The following is an 18,719-nucleotide window of genomic DNA, read 5'->3' on the forward strand; positions in this document are numbered from 1 at the left end:
GGACCGTCGGGGGTGGGCCGACGGGGCGGACTGTGGACGGGCCTCCCGTCCGGCCCGGATGTGGAGGGAGAGCCCCCGGTCAGCGCTGCACGCCGAGCACCGACGCCTCGACGCCGGTGGTGTCCCACCCGGCGCCGGTCGACTGCAGCACCGACCCGTCGGACATCCGGAGCAACAGCGCACTGCCGCTCCCCCCGGCGATCGCCGTCGCGCGGCCGTCCGGCTTCGCGAGGGTGTCCCACTGCCCGCCGACGGTGGTGCGGACGATGCTCGAGCCGGCCGTCGTGCGTCCGACCGAGGCGACGTCGAGCTCGTCGACCCAGGCGGCTCCGACGGGGTCACCGTCGGCGGCCTGCACGCGGACGGGCGGGCCGAGCGAGGTCGGCGCACGGTCGGAGCCGCGCGTGATCGCGACGACGTAGAGCGCGGCACCGTCGTCGGTGTCGAGGAGTGCCAGGGCCCGGGTCGAGTCCCGGGACACCTGGAACGACACCAGCCGGCCCTCGGGGAGGGTCGAGGTGACGGTGTGCGGGTCGCCGCCCAGCCCGTACGCCGTGATCGACCGGGTGTCCGACTGCTGCGCGACCCAGACGAAGCCCTGGTCGTCGATGCTCGGTGGCACGAGGTCCTCGCGGGTGTCGATGCGCAGCGGGTCCTTGCCGGACCGGACCACGAACACACCGTCGTCGTTGCCGACGGCTGCGGCCGTGCCGGATGCGGAGAGGGCGAGCGAGCTCGGGTCGAGGCCGGCGATCCGGTCGCTCAGTCCGCCGCCGAGCGCGGTGACGTCCCCGGTGCCCGGTGTGGCGTACCCGGCGACACGGTCCTGGACGACGAGGGGTCGAGCGTCGACGTCGGGGTTCCGCTGGGCACTCGTGCCGCTGGAGTCGGGCAGGGGCAGGGCGACGCCCTCGACGGTGAGGTCGACCGAGGAGATCGTGGCGACCGAGGAGAGCGAGTCGGTGAGCTGTTCGCGCATCCGGACCTTCTCGACCGTGTTCGCCCGGAGCGCCTCGCTCGACAGGTCGACCTGCGCGCTGCCGCTCTCGATCGTGACGGCGTTCAGGGAGAGCTGGGTCCCCTCGGGGAACGACGAGACGACCGAGCCCTCGAGCCACTCTGCGGGCCCGGAGAGCAGGGCGCTCACGATGCGGGTGCTGGTGGAGGAGCGGGCCAGGAACCAGCGCTCGTCCGGGACGAGGAACCGGTAGGTGGGGTCGTAGAAGTACAGCGCGTGCGGCTGGAACACCGAGGTGAAGTTGACGGGCGACAGGATGATGCCGTCGGGGGCGTAGGCGATGCGCCACTGGCCGTCCTCGCGGACGAACTGGAACGTCAGCGTCGAGGACGTCGGGCGGACCGCCTGGGTGTACTCGCCGTCGGCGTCCACCGAGGCACTCGCGGTGAGCGTGTAGGTGAGTTCCTGGTCGCCGACGCGTTCGACCTGACCGTCGCCCTGCCGGATGGTGACGCCCTGCCGCGGGTTCCACTTCTGCGAGAAGCCGCTGCTGAGGAACTCGCGGGCGACGGCGTAGTCGTTCTGCGCGCCGGTGGCGGCGTCGATGAACTGCGTCAGCAGGTCGGTCTGGTTCGCCCCGTCCTCGGGGCCGGTCGGACGGTAGTCCACACCGCCGGTGGGGGACTCGTCGGTGATCGACTGCCCGGAGCGCACGGGACCACCGGTGGGGATCGCCGCGCAGGCGGTGGCGCCGAGCAGCGTCACGGCGGCGAGCGCGGCGGTGAGCACCAGCCGGAGGCGCGCACGGTGGGTCGGTCGGGCCGTCCGGGTCATGCCGGGTCCTCCGTTCCGGTCGGTCCCGCGTAGGACTCGTCGAGCGCGGGCAGCGGGATCGCCGACGTCGGCGGGGTCTCGCTGCTCCGACGCGGCAGGGTGAGCACGAACGCGGAGCCCTCGCCCGGTCGTGACCACACGTCGATGCGGCCGCCGTGCAGCTGGGCGTCGCCGAGGCTGATGGCGAGCCCGAGTCCTGTGCCGCCGATGGTGCGCTTGCGGCTGGGGTCGGCACGCCAGAAGCGGTCGAACACCCGGGCGGTGTCCTCGGCCGGCATCCCGACGCCACGGTCGCGCACCGCGATGGCGACGGAGCGGGAGTCGCTGTCGACCACGACGTCGACGGGTCGGCCGTCACCGTGCTCGATGGCGTTGCCGACGAGGTTCCGGAGCACGCGGCGGATCCGGCGGGCGTCGAGCTGCATGGTGGTGTGTCCGCCCGGGGTGGCCAGGCGCAGCTCGATGCCGGCGCGGTCGGCCAGGGGGCGGAACTCCTCGACGATGTCGGCCGCGAGCGCCGCGGGGACGACGGGTTCGGTCTCGAGTTCGACGGCCTGGGCGTCGTACCGGGAGATCTCGAGCAGGTCCGCGAGCAGCAGCTCGAACCGGTCGACCTGGGCGTGCAGCAGTTCCGCGGACCGGGCGACGGAGGGCTCGAACGCGTGGCGGGCGTCGAAGAGCAGGTCCCCGGCGAGGCGGATCGTGGTGAGGGGCGTCCGGAGCTCGTGGGAGACGTCGGACACGAACCGCTGCTGGACGCGCGAGAGCTCGGCCAGCTGGGTGATCTGGCGGCTGACGGCGTCGGCCATGTCGTTGAAACTCCGGGCGAGGGTGGCGATGTCGTCCTCACCCCGGACCGGGATGCGTTCATCGAGACGGCCGGCGGCGATCTTGCGGCTGGTCTCGGCAGCGCCGCGGATGGGGACGACGACCAGGCGCACCACGAGCGAGGTGACCAGCGCGATGAGCACGATGAGGGCGACACCGCCGATCGAGAGGGTCTGGGACACGAAGTCCAGCGTCTGCTGCGCATCGGACAGGTCGTACACGATGTACAGCTCGTACTGGCCGGCGCTCGGGATCTGCAGTGTGGACCCGACGGCGAGCCCCGGTCCGCGGCCGTCCGGGCCCTCCAGCCGGACGGGTTGCAGACTGAGCTCCCCGGTGTCGGCGGCCACCCGTTTCCGCAGGTCGTCCGTGATCACGGAGTCCGGGAACCCGGTGCTGGCGACGTTCTGCAGGATCTGCGGTGTCCGGGCTCCGGGTGTGCGCTCGATCGCGATGCTCGTCCCGCCCGGACTGGTGGTGTTCGAGAGGATCGCGTTCTGCGCCTCGCTCTGCAGCGACTCCAGTTCGGTCTGGTTGTTGTCCTCGGCCGCGGTGGCGGCGTCGAAGATGTTCTGCGCCACGATGGTCGCCCGCGCCGACTCGGCCTCGATCTGGTCGCGGCGCTGCGCGTACACGTTGTTCGAGATGCTCACCATGACGGCGGTGCCGATCACGGCGACGGCGAGTCCGGTGGTCGCCACCGTGATCGCGGCCGAGCGGACCATCAGCGAGCGACGCCAGAGGTACGCGATCCCGCGCCAGATCCGGCGGAGCCAGGTGCGGACCCGCCGGCGCACCCGGCGGAACGGCGCCGGGGCCGACGAGGACGTCACGTCCGTCAGCTCTGCGCGCCGGCCCGGTACCCGACCCCGCGGACGGTGGTCACGATGCGGGGGTTGTCCGGGTCGTGCTCGATCTTGGCGCGGAGGCGCTGCACGTGCACGTTCACCAGGCGGGTGTCCGCCTTGTAGTGGTAGCCCCAGACCTGTTCGAGGAGCATCTCGCGGGTGAACACCTGGCTGGGCTTCTCGGCGAGCGCACGGAGCAGGTCGAACTCGAGCGGCGTGAGGGCGATGGCCGCGTCACCGCGGCGGACCTCGTGTCCGGGGACGTCGACGACCAGGTCGCCGACGTGCAGGACGGTCGCGTCGGTGGCGGTCGGCCGCAGGCGGGTCCGGATCCGGGCGACGAGCTCCTTCGGGTTGAAGGGCTTGACGACGTAGTCGTCGGCGCCGTTCTCGAGTCCCGCGACGACGTCCGCGGTGTCGCCCTTGGCGGTGAGCATGATGATCGGCGTGCCGCTCTCGGCCCGGATGCGACGGCACACCTCGATGCCGTCGATGCCCGGCAGCATGACGTCGAGCAGCACGAGGTCCGGCTTCGTGGCGTGGAAGGCCTCGACGGCGTCGTTGCCGTCCGCGCTGAAGTCGGGCTCGTAGCCCTCCGAGCGGAGGACGATGCCGATCATCTCGGCGAGGGCCTGGTCGTCGTCGACGACGAGGATGCGCGGTGTCATGGGATGCGGACTCCGGAGGGCAGGGTGGGGCACCCAGGGACGGGTACTCTCCGCTCACGATAGCCGAGGCCCCGTCACCGCAGGTTTTCCGACAGGATGGACACGGTCGCGCGTTCCGGCAGCGGCCAGGCGAGGGGGCGGGTCGATGGTCGAAGACGGATGGCAGGTCCCGGGGACGGACCAGCCGCAGCACGGGTCGAACGGCCCGCAGCAGCAGCCGACGCAGTGGGTCGGTTCCGGCCAGCCGGGAGGCACGCCCGCCCCCGGCACGTCCGCGCCGCGCACCGGCGGGCCGGCTCCACTGCCGCCCGCGTCCCGTCCGGTGATCCCGCTGCGGCCGCTCGGTCTGGGCGACGTGCTGGCCGGCGCCTTCACGGTCTTCCGGCGCAACGCGCGCGTGCTGCTGCTCTGGGCCGTCCTGCTGTCCGGGGTCCTCGGGCTCCTGGCCACCCTCGGGTCGGCGGTCGGTCAGCGGGTCCTGCAGAGCCGTGTCCTGTCCGCGGTCGACGGCGGCGGTCGGGGGGACGCGGACAGCATCATCGCCGGGACCGTGACCCTGTACGCAGTGCTGGCGATCGGCCTGCCGTTCCTCAGTTACCTGGCACGCGGGTTCCTCGTCGCCCCGGTCGCGGTCGACACCGGGCAGCGGGTGCTCGGACGCCGCGGGACGTTCCGCGGACTGTGGTCCCTGCTCGCCGGTCGTCGCGGGTCGGTCATCGGGTGGATCCTGCTGCAGCTCGCCGCCGGGTTCGTGGTCGCCGTCGTCTTCGTCGTCGTCGTGATCGCGTTCGTCGCCGCCCTGGCCGCCGGGGACAGCTCAGCGGGCTGGTTCGTGCTGACGGTCTTCCTGATGGTCCTCGGCTTCCTGGTGCTCATCGCCTTCCTGGTCACCCGCTTCGCCTTCACGGTGCCGACGATCGCACTCGAGGGTCGCAGCGTCTTCTCGGCGGCAGGGCAGTCGTGGCGCCTCACCCGCGGCGCGTTCTGGCGCACGTTCGGCATCCTGCTGCTCGTGCAGGTCGTGCTCGGCGTCGCTGCGAGCATCGCCAGCATCCCGCTCACCATCGGACTCACCCTGTTCTCCGGTGTGTTCGACCCGCTCGGACAGACCGCGGCGACCGGTGCGGCACCCTCGGTCGGCGGCGTCGTGGCCCTGGTCGTCGGCAGCCTGCTGGTGATCGCGGTGCAGTGCGTGACGGACGTGCTGAGCGCCTCCATCGTGACCTTCCTGGCGATCGACCGACGCATCCGCACCGAGGCGCTCGACCAGCGCATCGCCTCTCACGTGGACACCGGTCACCCCGCGGACCCGTTCGCACCGCACGCACCGGTGGCGCGGCCGTCCTGGACGCCGGGCGCTCCCTGGTCGCCCCAGCAGCCGTGGGCGCCGCAACAGCCGTGGCAGCCGCAGCAACAGGGCTGGCCGCAGCAACAGTCGCAACAGCCCTGGCCGCAGCAACAGCCCTGGCAGCCACAACAGCCCTGGCAGCCGCAACAGCCCTGGGCCCCGGAGCGGCCGGATCAGCACGACCAGCACGATCAGCCCGACCAGCAGGACGGCCGCGGGTGAGCACCCCCGGTCCCGAGGAGGCACGCCGACTGCTCGAGCGGGAGCTCGCCAACCGTGACTACCAGGGCGCACAGGAGACCTGGTGGGACCGGGCCTCGCGGTCGTTCCTCGACTGGCTCGGTTCGCTCGCCCCGGACGGCGTCGGCTCCACCGGCTTCGGGCGCACACTGCTCGTCATCGCGATCGTCGTGCTCGCCGCCGTGGTCGTCCTGGTCGTCGTCACCCGGGGTCTCCCCCACCGCCGTGCGCGTGTCCGTCCGGGTGCCCTCGGCGGTGTCTTCGACGACGACGACCTCCGGTCCGCGCGGGCCGTGTCCGCAGCCGCGGACGACGCCTTCCGCTCCGGCGACTGGGCGACCGCGGTCCTCGAGGGCTACCGCGCCCTCGCCCGCGGTCTCGGCGAACGGGACCTGGTCGTCGTGGTGCCCGGAGCGACCGCCCGAGCCATCGCCGACCGCGCCACGGTGCCCTTCCCGCAGCTCGCTGACCTGCTGCGCGGTGCCTCCGACGCGTTCGACGCCGTCCGCTACCTGGGGGTCGAGGCCGACGAGTCCGCCGCACGTCGCGTGCTCGAGACCGAACGTGCCGTCCGACAGGCACGGCCCCTCCCCGCGGACCGGCCGGCGGTCCCGGCATGAGCTCCGCGACGACGTCGGCACGGGTGGGCCCGTCGGGTCGGGACACTACCACGTCCGCCACGGAGTCCGGGGGGCCGGGTCCCTCGGACCGCGGCGTCCGGATCGTCACCTGGGTCGCCGTCGTCGTCGTCGGCCTCCTGCTCGCTGCCCTGACCGCCGCGGTCGGCCGGGACGACCGCGAGCGCGACGTCCCGCTCGACCCGACCTCCACCTCGGCGAGCGGTTCGCGCGCGTTGGTCGAGGTCCTCGGACAGCAGGGCACCACGGTCGACGTGGTCCACGACGCGGACGCCGTCGAGGTCGGGACGGATGCCACGGTCCTGGTGGACGACTCCGCCGGCGTGCTCGACCGCGGTGTCGCCCGGCGCCTCGCGCGGACCGTCGGCGATGTGGTCCTCGTGACGGACGACCCCGGGGTCCTCGAGTCGTTCGGCGTCGACGCACGTCCGGCGGGCAGCACCTCGTCGACCCGCGTGGCGGCGACGACGACCTGCCCGATCCCGGCCGCGCGGGCCGCGGGTTCCGTCACCGTCGTCGGTGCGACCTACGACACGGACGATGCCGACGTGCAGCGCTGCGCCCCGTCCGGCTCCGGCGCCGACACCCGTTGGGGGCTCCTCAGCGCCGACACGGAGGACGGCCGGGTCACGGTGCTCGGCACGACCGGTGTCCTCCGCAACGACACCGTCACCCGCGCGGGCAACGCCGCCCTCGCACTCGGGCTGCTCGGCAGTGGTGACCGCCTGGTCTGGTACGTCCCCACCCCGGACGGCACCGATGCCGCGCCGTCCCTCGGCGATCTCGCACCGCCCTGGGTGCCGAGTGCCCTCGCCGTCCTCGGGCTGGTCGCCGTCGCCGCCGCGTCCTGGCGCGGGCGTCGACTCGGCCCCCTGGTCGTCGAACGCCTGCCCGTCGTGGTGCGTGCCGCCGAGACCACCGAGGGGCGCGCCCGGCTCTACGCCCGCGTCCGCGACCGGACCCACGCGCTCGACACCCTCCGGCTCGCGGCACTCCGGCGGATCGGACGGAGCCTCGGACTGCCCCGGTCGGCGCACGTCGACGAGGTCGTCCGGCGGGCCGCCGCGGTGACGGGACGCTCCGCCGCCGAGGTCGGTGCCGTGCTCGTCGGTGGGACCACCGGCGACAACCGGGCCCTCGTCGAGGGAGCAGCTGCCCTGGACGAACTCGAGCACGCGGTCCACCGCGCGCGCTCCGGGGACGTGGGACGGGCCTCCCGACCTGCCCCGGACGAGCCGCCGACGCGACCGACCGGACCGACCGGGTCGCCCGCCGGACCGACCGGGTCGCCCGCCGGACCGACGACGGCGACCACCCGCACACGACCAGGAGGACGATCGTGACCGACCTGCCCACCACCACGCCCTCCGGGCGCTCCGCCGGACCGACCCCTGGCACCGATCCGCTCCGCGAGGCGGTCGCCCGCGTCCGCGCCGAGGTCGGTAAGGCCGTCGTCGGGCAGGAGGGCGCCGTCTCCGGCATGATCGTCGGCCTGCTCGCCCAGGGCCACGTGCTGCTCGAGGGCGTCCCGGGGGTCGCGAAGACCCTGCTCGTCCGGAGCCTGGCCGCCGCGATGTCACTCGACACCAAGCGCATCCAGTTCACACCCGACCTGATGCCCGGGGACGTCACCGGCTCGCTCGTGTACGACGCCTCGACGGGCACGTTCCCGTTCCGCGAAGGACCGGTGTTCACCAACGTGCTGCTCGCCGACGAGGTGAACCGGACGCCGCCGAAGACGCAGTCCGCGCTGCTCGAGGCGATGGAGGAACGGCAGGTCAGCGTCGACGGCGCAGCCCGGATGCTGCCCGACCCGTTCTTCGTCGCGGCGACGATGAACCCCATCGAGTTCGAGGGCACCTACACGCTCCCCGAGGCGCAGCTCGACCGGTTCCTCATGAAGCTGACGCTCGACCTGCCGCCGCGCGAGGTCGAGTGGCAGGTCCTCCGACGGCACGCCGACGGGTTCGTGCCGCGCGACGTGCGCTCGGCGGGGATCGTGCCCGTGGTCGGCGTCGACGAGGTCCGGGCCGCACAGCGCGCGGTCCGGGCGGTCGGCGCCCGCGACGACGTGCTCGCGTACGTCGTGGACCTGGCCCGTGCCACCCGCCAGGCGCCGTCCGTCCGCATCGGCGTCAGCCCCCGCGGTTCCACGGCCCTGCTCGCCGCGGCCAAGGCGTGGGCCTGGCTGACCGGCTACGACGCCATCACGCCCGACCACGTCCAGGCGATGCTGCTGCCCGTGTGGCGACACCGCCTCCGGATCGCCGCCGACGCCGAACTCGAGGGCGTCGGCGCGGACGGGGTGCTCCAGCAGGTCCTCGAACAGGTCCGGGTACCGATCTAGTGGCGCTCTCCGGCCGGTTCGTCGCGCTCCTGGCGGTCGCCGTCGTCCCCACGGTGCTGCTCGGCAGTGGGTGGGGTGCGTCGGCGTGGATCGGGTTGCTGGTCGTCGCGAGTGCCGTCGACCTGCTGCTCGCGGCGGACCTGCGCCAGGTCAGGGTCGAACGCCGGATGCCGCGGCTGGCCCGTCGGGACACCGGAGCCGACGGGACGCTCGTCCTCGCCAACGACGGCCGACGGGTCCTGCGTGCCCTGGTCCGGGACATGTGGGAGCCCTCCGCCGGCCAGGAGCCGCGACGCGTGCGACTGACGGTGCCGGCCGGTGAACGACGCACCGCGCGGATGCGCTTCACCCCGTTCCGGCGCGGACGGCGGACCACCACCGGCATCGCGATCCGGGCCTCCGGTCCGCTCGGCCTCGTCGCCCGGCAACGCGTCGTCCCCGCCCCGGCCGAACTCGTCGTCACCCCGCCGTTCCGGTCACGCCGACACCTGCCGTCCCGGCTCGCCCGACTCCGCGAACTCGACGGCGAGACCACGCTGCAGCTCCGCGGACACGGCACCGAGTTCGACTCGCTCCGTGACTACGTGCGCGGCGACGACGTCCGGTCGATCGACTGGCGTGCCACCGCCCGCCGCCAGGACCTGGTCGTCCGCACCTGGCGACCCGAGCGCGACCGGCGTGTCGTCGTGGTCGTCGACGCCGGACGCGCCGGTGCCGGGCGGGTCGACGACGAGCCCCGCCTGGACACCGCGATCGAGACTGCGCTGCTCGTCGGCGCCCTCGCAGCGGCCGCCGGGGACCGGGTCGACCTCGTCGTGCTCGACGACGCCGTGCGCGGACGGGTGCTCAGCGCGACCCGCTCGGACGTGGTGCAGCGGTTCGGCGAGGCCCTCGCCCTGGCCGAACCCGAGCTCCGGCCGACCGACTGGGCCGCGGTGCCCGGGATCGTCGACGCCGTGACCACGCAGCGCGCGCTCGTGGTGCTCGCGACCAGCCTCGACTCCGTGGGTGCCTCCGGTGACCTCCTCACGGTCCTGCCCGCGCTCGCGCGTCGGCACGCGGTCGTCGTGACGAGCGTCGAGGACCCCGCGGTGGTGCGGATGGCGGTCGCCGACGGCAGCCGGGGCAGCGCGGCGGGCCTCCTGTCCGGCGCCGGGTCCGCGAACGGATCCGCGAACGGGTCCGTGGACGTGTACCGGCGGGCCGCCGCGGAACGGTCGCTGCTCGACGCCGACGGGGTTGCCGACGTCGCCCGCCGTGCCGGCGCCGAGGTGGTCCGGGGTCTGCCCGAGGAGGTCCCGCCGAGGACGGCCGACGCCTACCTGCGCGCGAAGGCGGCCGGGAGGCTCTGACCGGCCCGTCCGGGACGTTGCGACACCGGGCGGTCGCGCCGGGTCAGCCGGCGACGATCTCGGTGGCTCCCCGGTCGAACTCGTCGACGTCGCCACGCTCCCCCGCCCGGTGTGCTCGCCCGCCGACGCCCCACTGGTAGCCGAGGACCAGGGCGAGCGCCACCGTGCCGATGCCGATCTTCACCGGCCACGGCCAGTCCTGCCGGGTGACGGTCCCCTCGACGATGCCGGACAGCAGCAGGGTGAGCACCAGGCCGATCGCGACCGTGATGAGCGCTCGACCGTCCTCGGCCAGCGCCTGCGCGCGGGTCCGGTGCCCCGGGGCGATCCACGACCACGCGATCATCAGCCCGGCACCACCCGCCAGGAAGATCGAGTACAGCTCGAGCTGCCCGTGCGGGGCGATGTAGAGGAAGAAGTCCCCGAGCCGACCCTGCGAGTGCATGATCGACGCCGAGACACCGAGGCTCATCGCGTTCTGCACGATCGAGTACGGCACGAAGAGCCCGGTGATGCCGAACGCCACCATGCTCGCGGCGATGGAGGCGTTGTTCGTCCACACCTGCGCGGTGAACGCTCCGAGCCCGTGGTCGGAGTAGTAGTCGACGAAGTCCTGGGTGGCGTACTGCCGGAGTGCCGAGTCCGTCCCGAACGTGTCGACCGCGCCCGGCGTCGACGCGATCCACACGGCCGTGACGGCGGCGATGACGACCGTGGCGACCGCGACCCAGATCGTCACCCACCGGATCCGGTACAGCGCGGCGGGCAGCTGGAGGGCGAAGAACCGGACGACGGCGGTGACGGGGTCGACCGGCGTCCCCGTGAACCGGAGGCGGGCTCGGTGGAGGGTCAACGAGAGCCGGTCACCGGTCGCGGAGCGCGGTGCCAGCTGCCGGATGCGGGCGAGGTCGGTCGCGGCCGCTCGGTAGTCGGTGAGCATGCGATCGACGTCGTCACCCGAGGTGGGGCGTCGTCGGGCGAGCCGGTCGAGCTCGTCCCACCGAGCGCGATGCACCTCCGAGTAGGCGTCCAGGTCCATGCGCTCCCCCTCGTGCTGGTCGGAGCCACGCTCCGGGTCCACGACAGCTCGTGGTCCTGTTCCGACAGAATGATCCCATGTCGAAGCGCGCCACGCCCCGGGACCTCGCGGACCGCCGGTTCGTCCGCGCCCTGGACGACACCGACGACGCGCTCGTCGTCGGTGAGGCGGTCGCGCTCGACGTCGTGCCGGCGAGCATCGTCCTGCGAGGAGCCGCCGCACTGCTCGACGCGCTGTGCCTCGTGGTGCTCCTCGTGATGCTCCTCATCGGCATGTCCCGGGTCTGGCCGACCGGGGTCGACAGCGGCTGGTCCGCCGCGGCGCAGATCGTCGTGGTGGTCGTCGTCTTCGTGCTCGTCCCGGCGGCCGTCGAGACCGTCACCCGAGGCCGGAGCGTCGGTCGGTACGCCCTCGGGACCCGGGTGGTCCGGGTCGACGGCGGCGCGGTGTCGTTCCGGCACGCGTTCACCCGGGCCCTCGTCGGACTGCTGGAACTCTGGCTCACGGTGGGCTCCCTCGCCCTGGTCGTCGCACTGTTCGGCTCCCGCCCTCGACGCCTGGGCGACCTGCTCGCGGGTACCGTCGTGCAGCACGAGCGACTGCGCCGGACGGTCGACCCGGTCGTGACGCTGCCGCCGTCACTCGTCGGGTGGGCCGGCGTCGCGGACGTGCGTCGGCTGCCGCAACGGCTCGAGAACCGCATCGCAGCGTTCTTCCGGGGCGCGGCCTCGGTGCAGCCCGGACTCCGCGCCGAGGTGGCGCGTTCCCTGGCGGCCGAGGTCGCCGAGTACGCGCAGCCGGTGCCGCCGGTCCCGGCCGAGGAGTTCCTGGCCGGGGTGGTCGCGCTGCGCCGAGCGCGTGACCTACGGGCGTTCACCGGCCGGGCGCGCACCCTCGAGCGGGCGAGCACGCTCGCGGGGGCGCGTCCGCCGGGCTTCCCGCGCTGAGGACCCCGACGGACGCTGCCCCGGCACCAGGGCTCAGTAGCGGTACTGCTCCGACTTGTACGGGCCCTCGACCGGGACGCCGATGTACGCCGCCTGCTCCGGCCGGAGTTCGGTGAGCCGGACCCCGAGGGCCTCCAGGTGCAGCCGGGCGACCTTCTCGTCGAGGTGCTTCGGCAGCACGTGGACGCCGACCGGGTACTGCTCGAGCCGGGTGTGCAGTTCGATCTGCGCGAGCACCTGGTTCGTGAACGAGTTGCTCATCACGAAGGACGGGTGACCGGTGGCGTTGCCGAGGTTCATCAAGCGGCCTTCGCTGAGCACCAGGATCGAGCGGCCGTTGGGCAGACGCCACTCGTGCACCTGCGGCTTGATCTCGACCTTCTCGGCGCCGGGCATCGACTCGAGGCCGGTCATGTCGATCTCGTTGTCGAAGTGCCCGACGTTCGCCACGATCGCCAGGTGCTTCAGCGCGAGCATGTCGTCCACGCCGACCACCCCGAGGTTGCCGGTGCAGGTGACGACGATGTCCACCTGGGCCGCGACGTCCTGCAGACGGGCGACCTGGTAGCCGTCCATCGCCGCCTGGAGCGCGCAGATCGGGTCGACCTCGCTGACGATGACACGGGCGCCCTGACCACGGAGCGCCTCGGCCGCGCCCTTGCCGACGTCGCCGTAGCCGACGACGAACGCGACCTTGCCGCCGATCAGGACGTCGGTGGCCCGGTTCAGGCCGTCCGGCAGCGAGTGGCGGATGCCGTACTTGTTGTCGAACTTCGACTTGGTGACCGAGTCGTTGACGTTGATCGCCGGGAACCGCAGCCCGCCGGCGCGCGCCAGCTCGTACAGGCGGTGGACGCCGGTGGTGGTCTCCTCGGTGACGCCCTCGATGTCCGCGGCGATCCGGGTCCAGCGGTCGCCGGACTGCTCGAGCGAGGACGCGACCGTGGCCAGCACGATCTCCCACTCGGCGCTGGCGTCGGGGCCGGCGTCCGGGACCCGGCCGGCGGCTTCCGCGTCCGCGCCGGTGTGCACGAGCATGGTCGCGTCGCCACCGTCGTCGAGGACCAGGTTCGGGCCACGCCAGGAGACGGGCTCGGAGTCGGCCCCGGCCTCGGCTGCCTCGGCGCTCCAGTCGAAGACCTGGTTCGTGCACCACCAGTACTCGTCGAGGGTCTCGCCCTTCCATGCGAACACCGGGACGCCGGCGGGGGCGTCGACCGTGCCGGTCGGGCCGACGGCGACGGCGGCCGCGGCTTCGTCCTGCGTGGAGAAGATGTTGCAGCTGGCCCAGCGGACCTGCGCGCCGAGGGCGACCAGCGTCTCGATGAGGACGGCGGTCTGCACGGTCATGTGCAGCGAGCCGGCGATGCGCGCCCCGGCGAGCGGTTGCGCGGCGCGGAACTCGTCCCGGAGCGCCATCAGGCCGGGCATCTCGTTCTCGGCGAGTCGGATCTGGTGGCGGCCGGCCTCGGCGAGCGTGAGGTCGGCGACGCGGAACGGGACGGCGGCGCGGGTGTCGGTCGGCATGCCGCTCAGTCTCCCACGCACCGCCGACCAGGACGGTGTCGCGTGACGCCCGTGGACAGACCCACGGGGACGGCTGACGGTGCAGGAGGGAGCGAGGCGCGCCTCCCGTCAGGACGGGTGACGCTCCGGTGTGCGGGGCGGCGGGTCACGCCGGATCACGCGCCATCCCTGCGGGACCCGCAGCGTCGCGGCGTGCCGGGCGCAGAGGTCGTACCCGTGCGGTTCGACGCGTCCGGAGAGCGGCCCGACGACGACCATCGAGTCGGCGTAGTCGTACGTCAGGGTCGCCGAGGCGCCCGCGCCACAGGCGACCTTGCTGCAGATCCGTACGTCCATACCGGACTCGACCCTACCGGCCGCGCCACGGGGAGCCCGCGCGGGGTCCTGCCGCGTACGATGGCGGGATGCGCCGCAAGCCCAGGATCGTCACCCCGGTCGACCGTGCACGCGGTCGTTCCCGCCACGGTCGGGGTTACCGGTCGAGCGTGACCGGGCCGGAACTGGCTCCGGTGATCACCCGGGCCGAGGCCTTCGACCGCGTCGTCGGCGACACCGCGCACTACCTGGTCGGACTGTGGCCGGAAGAACTGACGGGCGTGGTGTTCCAGGTCGCGGACATGCCGACCGACACCGGCCTGCCCGACGAACTCCCCCGGTGGCGCATCGACCGGGACGCCCGCCGCGTGACCGTCTTCCGGATCCCGGTCGAGCGGGTCACCCACAGCCCCGAGAAGGACGACGTGGACCGGCGGATCGTCGTCGAGACCGCGGTGTTCCGCGCCGTCGCGGAGCTCATCGACAAGGACCCCTGGGACCTGGCACCGGACCGCTACCGTCACTGGTGACGGGCCGGTCGGCGCCCGACGGCCTCGCTCGTTACGGGTAGACGCGCACCGGACTGGAGACCTCGGTCTCCGGGCGCACCGGGAACCCGGCGATGCCGTCGTCCCCCTGGTACGTCACCCCGGCCACCAGGCCCTCGGCGCCGCTGATCGTCACCTGCTGCGCACTCGGCACGGTCACGGTGGCGGTGGAACCGGAGGTGACCTGCACCTCCTGAGCGTCGTCACCGGACCGGACCGTCACGGTCGCGTCCTGCCGCGTCGGGTTGACGAGGTTCAGGCGAGCGCCGGAGCCGGCCGCGACCGCCGTGACCGTGGTGGCGGAGAGCGGCTCGGCCGACGCGAACCAGCCGAGGTCGGTCCGCCCGTCGTCGGTCGGGGTCGTCGTGCGTGCCCCCGCGACGATCGGCACCGACGAGTCGATCGTGAACGAGTAGCGGCCGTCCGGGAAGTCGTCGAGCGGCACGTCGGTGACGACGCCCGGCTCGGCGGTGGCGTCGACCGTGGTCCCGCCGCCGTCGGCCGTGGTGATGCCGAGCGTGACACGCGCGACCTCGGTGCCGGGGACGTAGAGACGCAGCACCGGAGCGGCATCGGCGGTGTCCTCGCCGCGTTGCGCGCCCTCGGCGTCCTCGAGCACGACCGCGGGGATGACCTGGGTCCGTGACGGGGCCGCGCCGCCGGAGACGATGTCGAAGCCGCCGGGGGTGAGCGTCCGGACAACGGTCTCCTGCATGTGGGCGACGATCTGGCCGCCGGAGGACGTGACGTGCACGACCGTCGAACCCTGGTCGGTGACGAAACCGGACAGCGGGACGACCTTCTGCGAGTTCGGGGCGACCACGATGCCGGTGGTCCCCGGTGCGCTGACGGCGCCGCTGGTGTCGGCGATCGACAGGTCGACGGTCGCGTTGACGTCGGTCGGGTTACTGAGGGTGACGAGGCTGGTGCGACCGGTCTCGGTCGAACCGCCGACGAGCCAGGTCGACTGCGACGGGTCGTCACAGGAGGCTGCCCCCACGCCGACGACGTCGCCGTCGGACACGCTCTGGGAGCTGCTGCCCGCCACCTGCGGAGCGGTGTCGCCCGCCGGGGCGGTGAGGAGCGTCGGGACGCTGCTGCCGGTGCTCGCGCTGCCGAGTTCGCTCCGGTCGACCCGGTCACCGGTGGTGGCGGTGGCGATCTCCGGCGAGCCGATGGTGCTCGCGCGGGTGGCGTCGTTGCCGGCGTCGTCGGACAGACGCAGCGCGCTGCCGGCGCAGACCCGCTCGGCCGCGGCCGGCACCGGGGTGACGGTCCGCCCGGCTGGGTGCCCCGGCTCCGCGGTCGTGCCGATGGTGTGCGCGGCGGCGATCGTGCCGGCCGCGACGACCACGGCCACGACGGTGGCGGTGCCGCGGAGTGCCCAGCGGCGCGCGGTGCTCGTGCTCATTCGTCGCGCTCCTCGTCGAAGGTGGTGGCGGGTTCGTCGGCCTCGAGGACGTTCGACGTGGCACGGCGGCGGCGCGGCGCGGTCGGCACGGCGAGCAGTGCGGCCGCGCCGAAGACCACGCCGATGACCACGAGGTAGAGCACGTGGGTCGCCTTCGCGGCGGCCGAGCCGGTGCTCGTCCGGTCGACGTCGCCCTCGTAGTGGAAGAGCGACCCGCTGGCGGTCTCCCCGATGCTCGTGAAGCGGGCGTCCTGTCCGATCGCCCCGGCGGCCCGGTCGTGGACCGCGCGGGCCTCGGCGTCTTCGGGGGCGTCGTCGAGCAGGACGAAGCTGATGCCGAGGTCACGGAGCGCCGGCTCGGGGTCGTAGCCGCTGCGGCTCGCCAGGTTGCCGGCGAGGGTCGCCAGGCGGCTGCCGGACCGGCTCAGCGAGAGGGCTGTCGCATCGAGGGTCCACTGGTCGTCGAGCGTGGAGCCCTGGCCGCGCTCGAGGGCGACCGCGAGCGACCCGTCGGTCTGCGGCTGGACGACGAGCGTGCCGACATCGGGGTTCGCCTGCGCCTCGGCGTTGACGTACGCGCTGAGCACCCGGCCCGAGGTCGGCTGGATGGCCGCTCGGTCGAGGTAGAAGGCCGCGAAGGCGGGAGCCACCGCGACGGCCGCGAAGACCGCGGCGACGAGCCCGACGACCGGGGCCGCCCGGGGGACGGTGTCGATGCCGATGCACGCCGCGACGACGATCGCGAGCGCGAACACCGACAGGGCGCTGCCCGGCCAGACGATCGTGGTGGTGGAGCCGACGCCGGTGACGGCGAGGTGCGTCGCTCCGAACGCGGTCGCGTAGCCGAGCAGGGCGGCGACGAGCGCCGTGCCCGCCAGGGACCAGCGGTGGCCGAGGACGGCACCGATCGCGCTCGCCGCGACCGGCAGGGCCAGCACGGCCATCGCGACCGGCAGCACGGCGTCGCCGAGGCCGAGCGGCGCGACGGCGGACAGCCACCCGTTCCAGTCCGGCAGCGGTTGCCCGATCGCCAGCTGCAGCGCACTCGGCGCGGGCGTGGCGGAGGGGACGCCCGGGTCCGCGAAGACGGCGAGCGGGTTGCCCCGGGCGATCTGCGCGAGCACGAGCGGGACGAAGAGCACGGCGGCCGGCACCGGTACGAAGACCCGTCGGTGTGCGTGCCGCCAGCCGATCACGAGGGCGACGAGCCAGCCGATCAGGAGCACCGGCAGGAGCGACGGTGCCGACGCGGCGACGACCGCGAAGAGCAGCGCAGCCCCGGAGGCCGACGCCCACGACCGGTGCGCCTCGACCAGCGTCAGGAACAGCCAGGGCAGCAGCACGTGGGCGATCACGGCGCCGAGGTGGCCGGTGGTGACCCCGCCGACGAGGGCCGGTGCGACCGTGTAGAGGACGGCACCGATGACCGGCACCCAGGTCCGCGTCGTCACCTTGCGCACCGCGGCCCACGCGCCGAGGGCGGCGAGCGGGAAGGACAGGAGCATGACGAGCACGATCGAGGTCGACGGCGACCAGAACGTGATCGAGCCGAGCACCGCGAGCACCGCGGCGAAGGGGTCGGATGGGCCGGTGGAGCCGGTACCGAGGGAGTGCCAGCCGTAGCCGACGTTCCGCCAGAGGTCGCCGACGTCCGTGCTGAGCGGCAGCAGCCCCCCGCCGGTGAGCGCGGGCGAGCCGAGCAGCGGGAAGAGCGTCACGACGCTGAGCACGACGGCGGCGAGGACCGCCCAGATGCCGCCGTCCGCCAGGAAGGACGCTCGGGCGATCGGTGCGTCCTCGACGCGGGCGAGTTCGACGTCACGGGAGGTCGTGCGGTGTTCGTGCACCCGTCGCCAGCTGATCCGGAGCGGTTCGATCGCCCCCCACCCGAGCTTCCGGTTCGCCGCGAGGGTCCGCCGGGCACGACCGACCCCACCGCCGAAGGCGACCGCGAACGCGGCGGCGAGCTCACCGCCGACCGCGGCCGGGTGCTTCGCGACGAGGTGTCCGATCGCCCGTCCGAGGGCGAACGGCACGAGGGTCAGCCAGTGGATCCAGAGGACACCGGCGGACGAGTAGGTCAGGCGGCGGTGCAGCTGCGCCTGGCGGTGCATCCGCACACGGCGCCGCTCGGACACCTTCGCGCGGCCGAACTCCTCGATCGGACCGGCGCTGGTGGCCCGGGCGTCCGGGACGACGGCGACGCGGTGGCCGGCGAGGCGGGCACGCACCGAGAAGTCGAGGGCTGCGTCGACGTCCGGCAACGCGGGGTCGAAGCCGCCGAGGCTGTTCCACACGGACCGGCGGACGAGCATGCCACCCGCGGAGACACCGAGCACGTCGGTGTGCCGGTCGTGCTGGCCCTGGTCGAGTTCGTCCTGGACGAGGGTGATCGAGCGCCCCATCCGCGTCATGCTCTCGCCGAACGCGGCGATGCGGGCCGGGTCGTCGACGTTGACGAGTTTCGGGCCGGCGATCGCGACCGAGGGGGCGATCTCGACGGCACCGAGGAGCGCGGCGAGGGTGCCGGGCGTGGGGCTGTTGTCGTGGCCGACCAGCCAGAGCCACTCGTCGACGCCGTCCTGGGCTTCGGCGCGGGGGGCGACCTGCTCGCCGTGCCGAACCGCCTCGCCGAAGGGCCGCCCGGCCGCGATGCGGGACAGCTGGGCGCTGCCGCCGAAGGAGAGCTCGGAGGTCGACCCGTCGGTCGAGCCGACGTCGACCACCACGAGTCCCTCCGGCGGGCGGGTCTGCGCCGCCAGGGCGTTCAGGGTGCGGTCGAGATGGTCCGACCCGTTGGCTGCGACGAGGATCGCGGTGACGCGGGGCGTGGAGGCACTGGGCTGCATGACGGGAGCGACTCTACGGGCC

15 protein-coding genes are annotated in these 18,719 nt (G+C 73.6%); 7 read left to right on the forward strand and 8 right to left on the reverse strand.

Annotation, left to right across the window (positions count from 1 at the left end; all coding sequences use genetic code 11):
• Positions 1–79: 79 nt before the first annotated feature.
• The 3 genes from DEJ33_RS05305 to mtrA are packed head-to-tail and all read right to left on the reverse strand — an operon-like array spanning position 80 to position 4,136.
• Positions 80–1,792 carry a GerMN domain-containing protein gene (locus DEJ33_RS05305; protein ID WP_111194417.1) on the reverse strand — a complete coding sequence of 571 codons (1,713 nt, stop codon included), beginning with the start codon at positions 1,790–1,792 and terminating at the stop codon, positions 80–82.
• Positions 1,789–3,453 carry an MtrAB system histidine kinase MtrB gene (mtrB, locus tag DEJ33_RS05310; protein ID WP_258378098.1) on the reverse strand — a complete coding sequence of 555 codons (1,665 nt, stop codon included), beginning with the start codon at positions 3,451–3,453 and terminating at the stop codon, positions 1,789–1,791. Before mtrB ends, DEJ33_RS05305 begins: the two co-directional genes overlap by 4 nt.
• A gap of 5 nt (positions 3,454–3,458) precedes the next feature.
• Entirely contained in the window at positions 3,459–4,136 is a 678-nt protein-coding gene (gene mtrA, locus DEJ33_RS05315) for an MtrAB system response regulator MtrA (RefSeq protein ID WP_110904734.1), read from the reverse strand.
• Positions 4,137–4,281: 145 nt separating this feature from the next.
• On the opposite strand from mtrA, the gene DEJ33_RS05320 reads away from it, so the two are divergent.
• From DEJ33_RS05320 to DEJ33_RS05340, 5 genes are read left to right on the forward strand one after another with little or no spacing between them, the layout of a single operon-like run.
• A complete protein-coding gene (locus DEJ33_RS05320; RefSeq protein WP_181437252.1) occupies positions 4,282–5,706 on the forward strand; it encodes a glycerophosphoryl diester phosphodiesterase membrane domain-containing protein in 1,425 nt (474 codons plus the stop codon).
• Positions 5,703–6,344, forward strand: coding sequence for a DUF4129 domain-containing protein (locus DEJ33_RS05325; RefSeq protein WP_111194419.1), 642 nt, complete (start codon positions 5,703–5,705; stop codon positions 6,342–6,344). Before DEJ33_RS05320 ends, DEJ33_RS05325 begins: the two co-directional genes overlap by 4 nt.
• The gene (locus DEJ33_RS05330) at positions 6,341–7,705 is read left to right on the forward strand and encodes a DUF4350 domain-containing protein (protein ID WP_111194420.1); all 1,365 of its coding nucleotides are present in this window, start codon (positions 6,341–6,343) and stop codon (positions 7,703–7,705) included. Before DEJ33_RS05325 ends, DEJ33_RS05330 begins: the two co-directional genes overlap by 4 nt.
• Entirely contained in the window at positions 7,702–8,709 is a 1,008-nt protein-coding gene (locus tag DEJ33_RS05335) for an AAA family ATPase (RefSeq protein WP_375334713.1), read from the forward strand. The genes DEJ33_RS05330 and DEJ33_RS05335 overlap by 4 nt, the downstream gene beginning before the upstream one ends.
• Positions 8,709–10,061 carry a DUF58 domain-containing protein gene (locus DEJ33_RS05340; RefSeq protein WP_111194421.1) on the forward strand — a complete coding sequence of 451 codons (1,353 nt, stop codon included), beginning with the start codon at positions 8,709–8,711 and terminating at the stop codon, positions 10,059–10,061. The genes DEJ33_RS05335 and DEJ33_RS05340 overlap by 1 nt, the downstream gene beginning before the upstream one ends.
• 43 nt (positions 10,062–10,104) lie before the next feature.
• Here DEJ33_RS05340 and DEJ33_RS05345 read toward each other — a convergent pair whose 3' ends face one another.
• Positions 10,105–11,100: a stage II sporulation protein M gene (locus DEJ33_RS05345; protein ID WP_111194477.1), complete on the reverse strand. Its 996-nt coding sequence runs from the start codon at positions 11,098–11,100 to the stop codon at positions 10,105–10,107.
• Between the two features lie 77 nt (positions 11,101–11,177).
• Between DEJ33_RS05345 and DEJ33_RS05350 the strand changes: the two genes are divergently transcribed.
• Positions 11,178–12,047 (forward strand): RDD family protein, encoded by an 870-nt coding sequence (locus tag DEJ33_RS05350; RefSeq protein WP_111194422.1) that lies wholly within the window; start codon positions 11,178–11,180, stop codon positions 12,045–12,047.
• Between the two features lie 33 nt (positions 12,048–12,080).
• Here the strand turns inward: DEJ33_RS05350 and ahcY are convergent, their stop codons facing one another.
• Together ahcY and DEJ33_RS05360 are read right to left on the reverse strand one after the other, a co-directional pair.
• The gene (ahcY, locus tag DEJ33_RS05355) at positions 12,081–13,574 is read right to left on the reverse strand and encodes an adenosylhomocysteinase (protein ID WP_111044300.1); all 1,494 of its coding nucleotides are present in this window, start codon (positions 13,572–13,574) and stop codon (positions 12,081–12,083) included.
• A gap of 108 nt (positions 13,575–13,682) precedes the next feature.
• Complete coding sequence (locus DEJ33_RS05360; protein WP_110904719.1) at positions 13,683–13,910, reverse strand: DUF3499 family protein; 228 nt, start codon at positions 13,908–13,910, stop codon at positions 13,683–13,685.
• Between the two features lie 68 nt (positions 13,911–13,978).
• Between DEJ33_RS05360 and DEJ33_RS05365 the strand changes: the two genes are divergently transcribed.
• Entirely contained in the window at positions 13,979–14,419 is a 441-nt protein-coding gene (locus DEJ33_RS05365; protein ID WP_111194423.1) for a metallopeptidase family protein, read from the forward strand.
• Positions 14,420–14,450: 31 nt separating this feature from the next.
• On the opposite strand, the gene DEJ33_RS05370 is transcribed toward DEJ33_RS05365, so the two are convergent.
• Together DEJ33_RS05370 and DEJ33_RS05375 are read right to left on the reverse strand one after the other, a co-directional pair.
• Positions 14,451–15,848, reverse strand: a complete 1,398-nt coding sequence (locus DEJ33_RS05370; protein WP_111194424.1) for a DUF5719 family protein — start codon at positions 15,846–15,848, stop codon at positions 14,451–14,453.
• Complete coding sequence (locus DEJ33_RS05375) at positions 15,845–18,697, reverse strand: glycosyltransferase family 2 protein (protein WP_111194425.1); 2,853 nt, start codon at positions 18,695–18,697, stop codon at positions 15,845–15,847. The genes DEJ33_RS05370 and DEJ33_RS05375 overlap by 4 nt, the downstream gene beginning before the upstream one ends.
• Between the last annotated feature and the right edge of the window lie 22 nt (positions 18,698–18,719).

The sequence above is a fragment of the Curtobacterium sp. MCPF17_047 genome (assembly GCF_003234045.1).
GTDB lineage: Bacteria > Actinomycetota > Actinomycetes > Actinomycetales > Microbacteriaceae > Curtobacterium.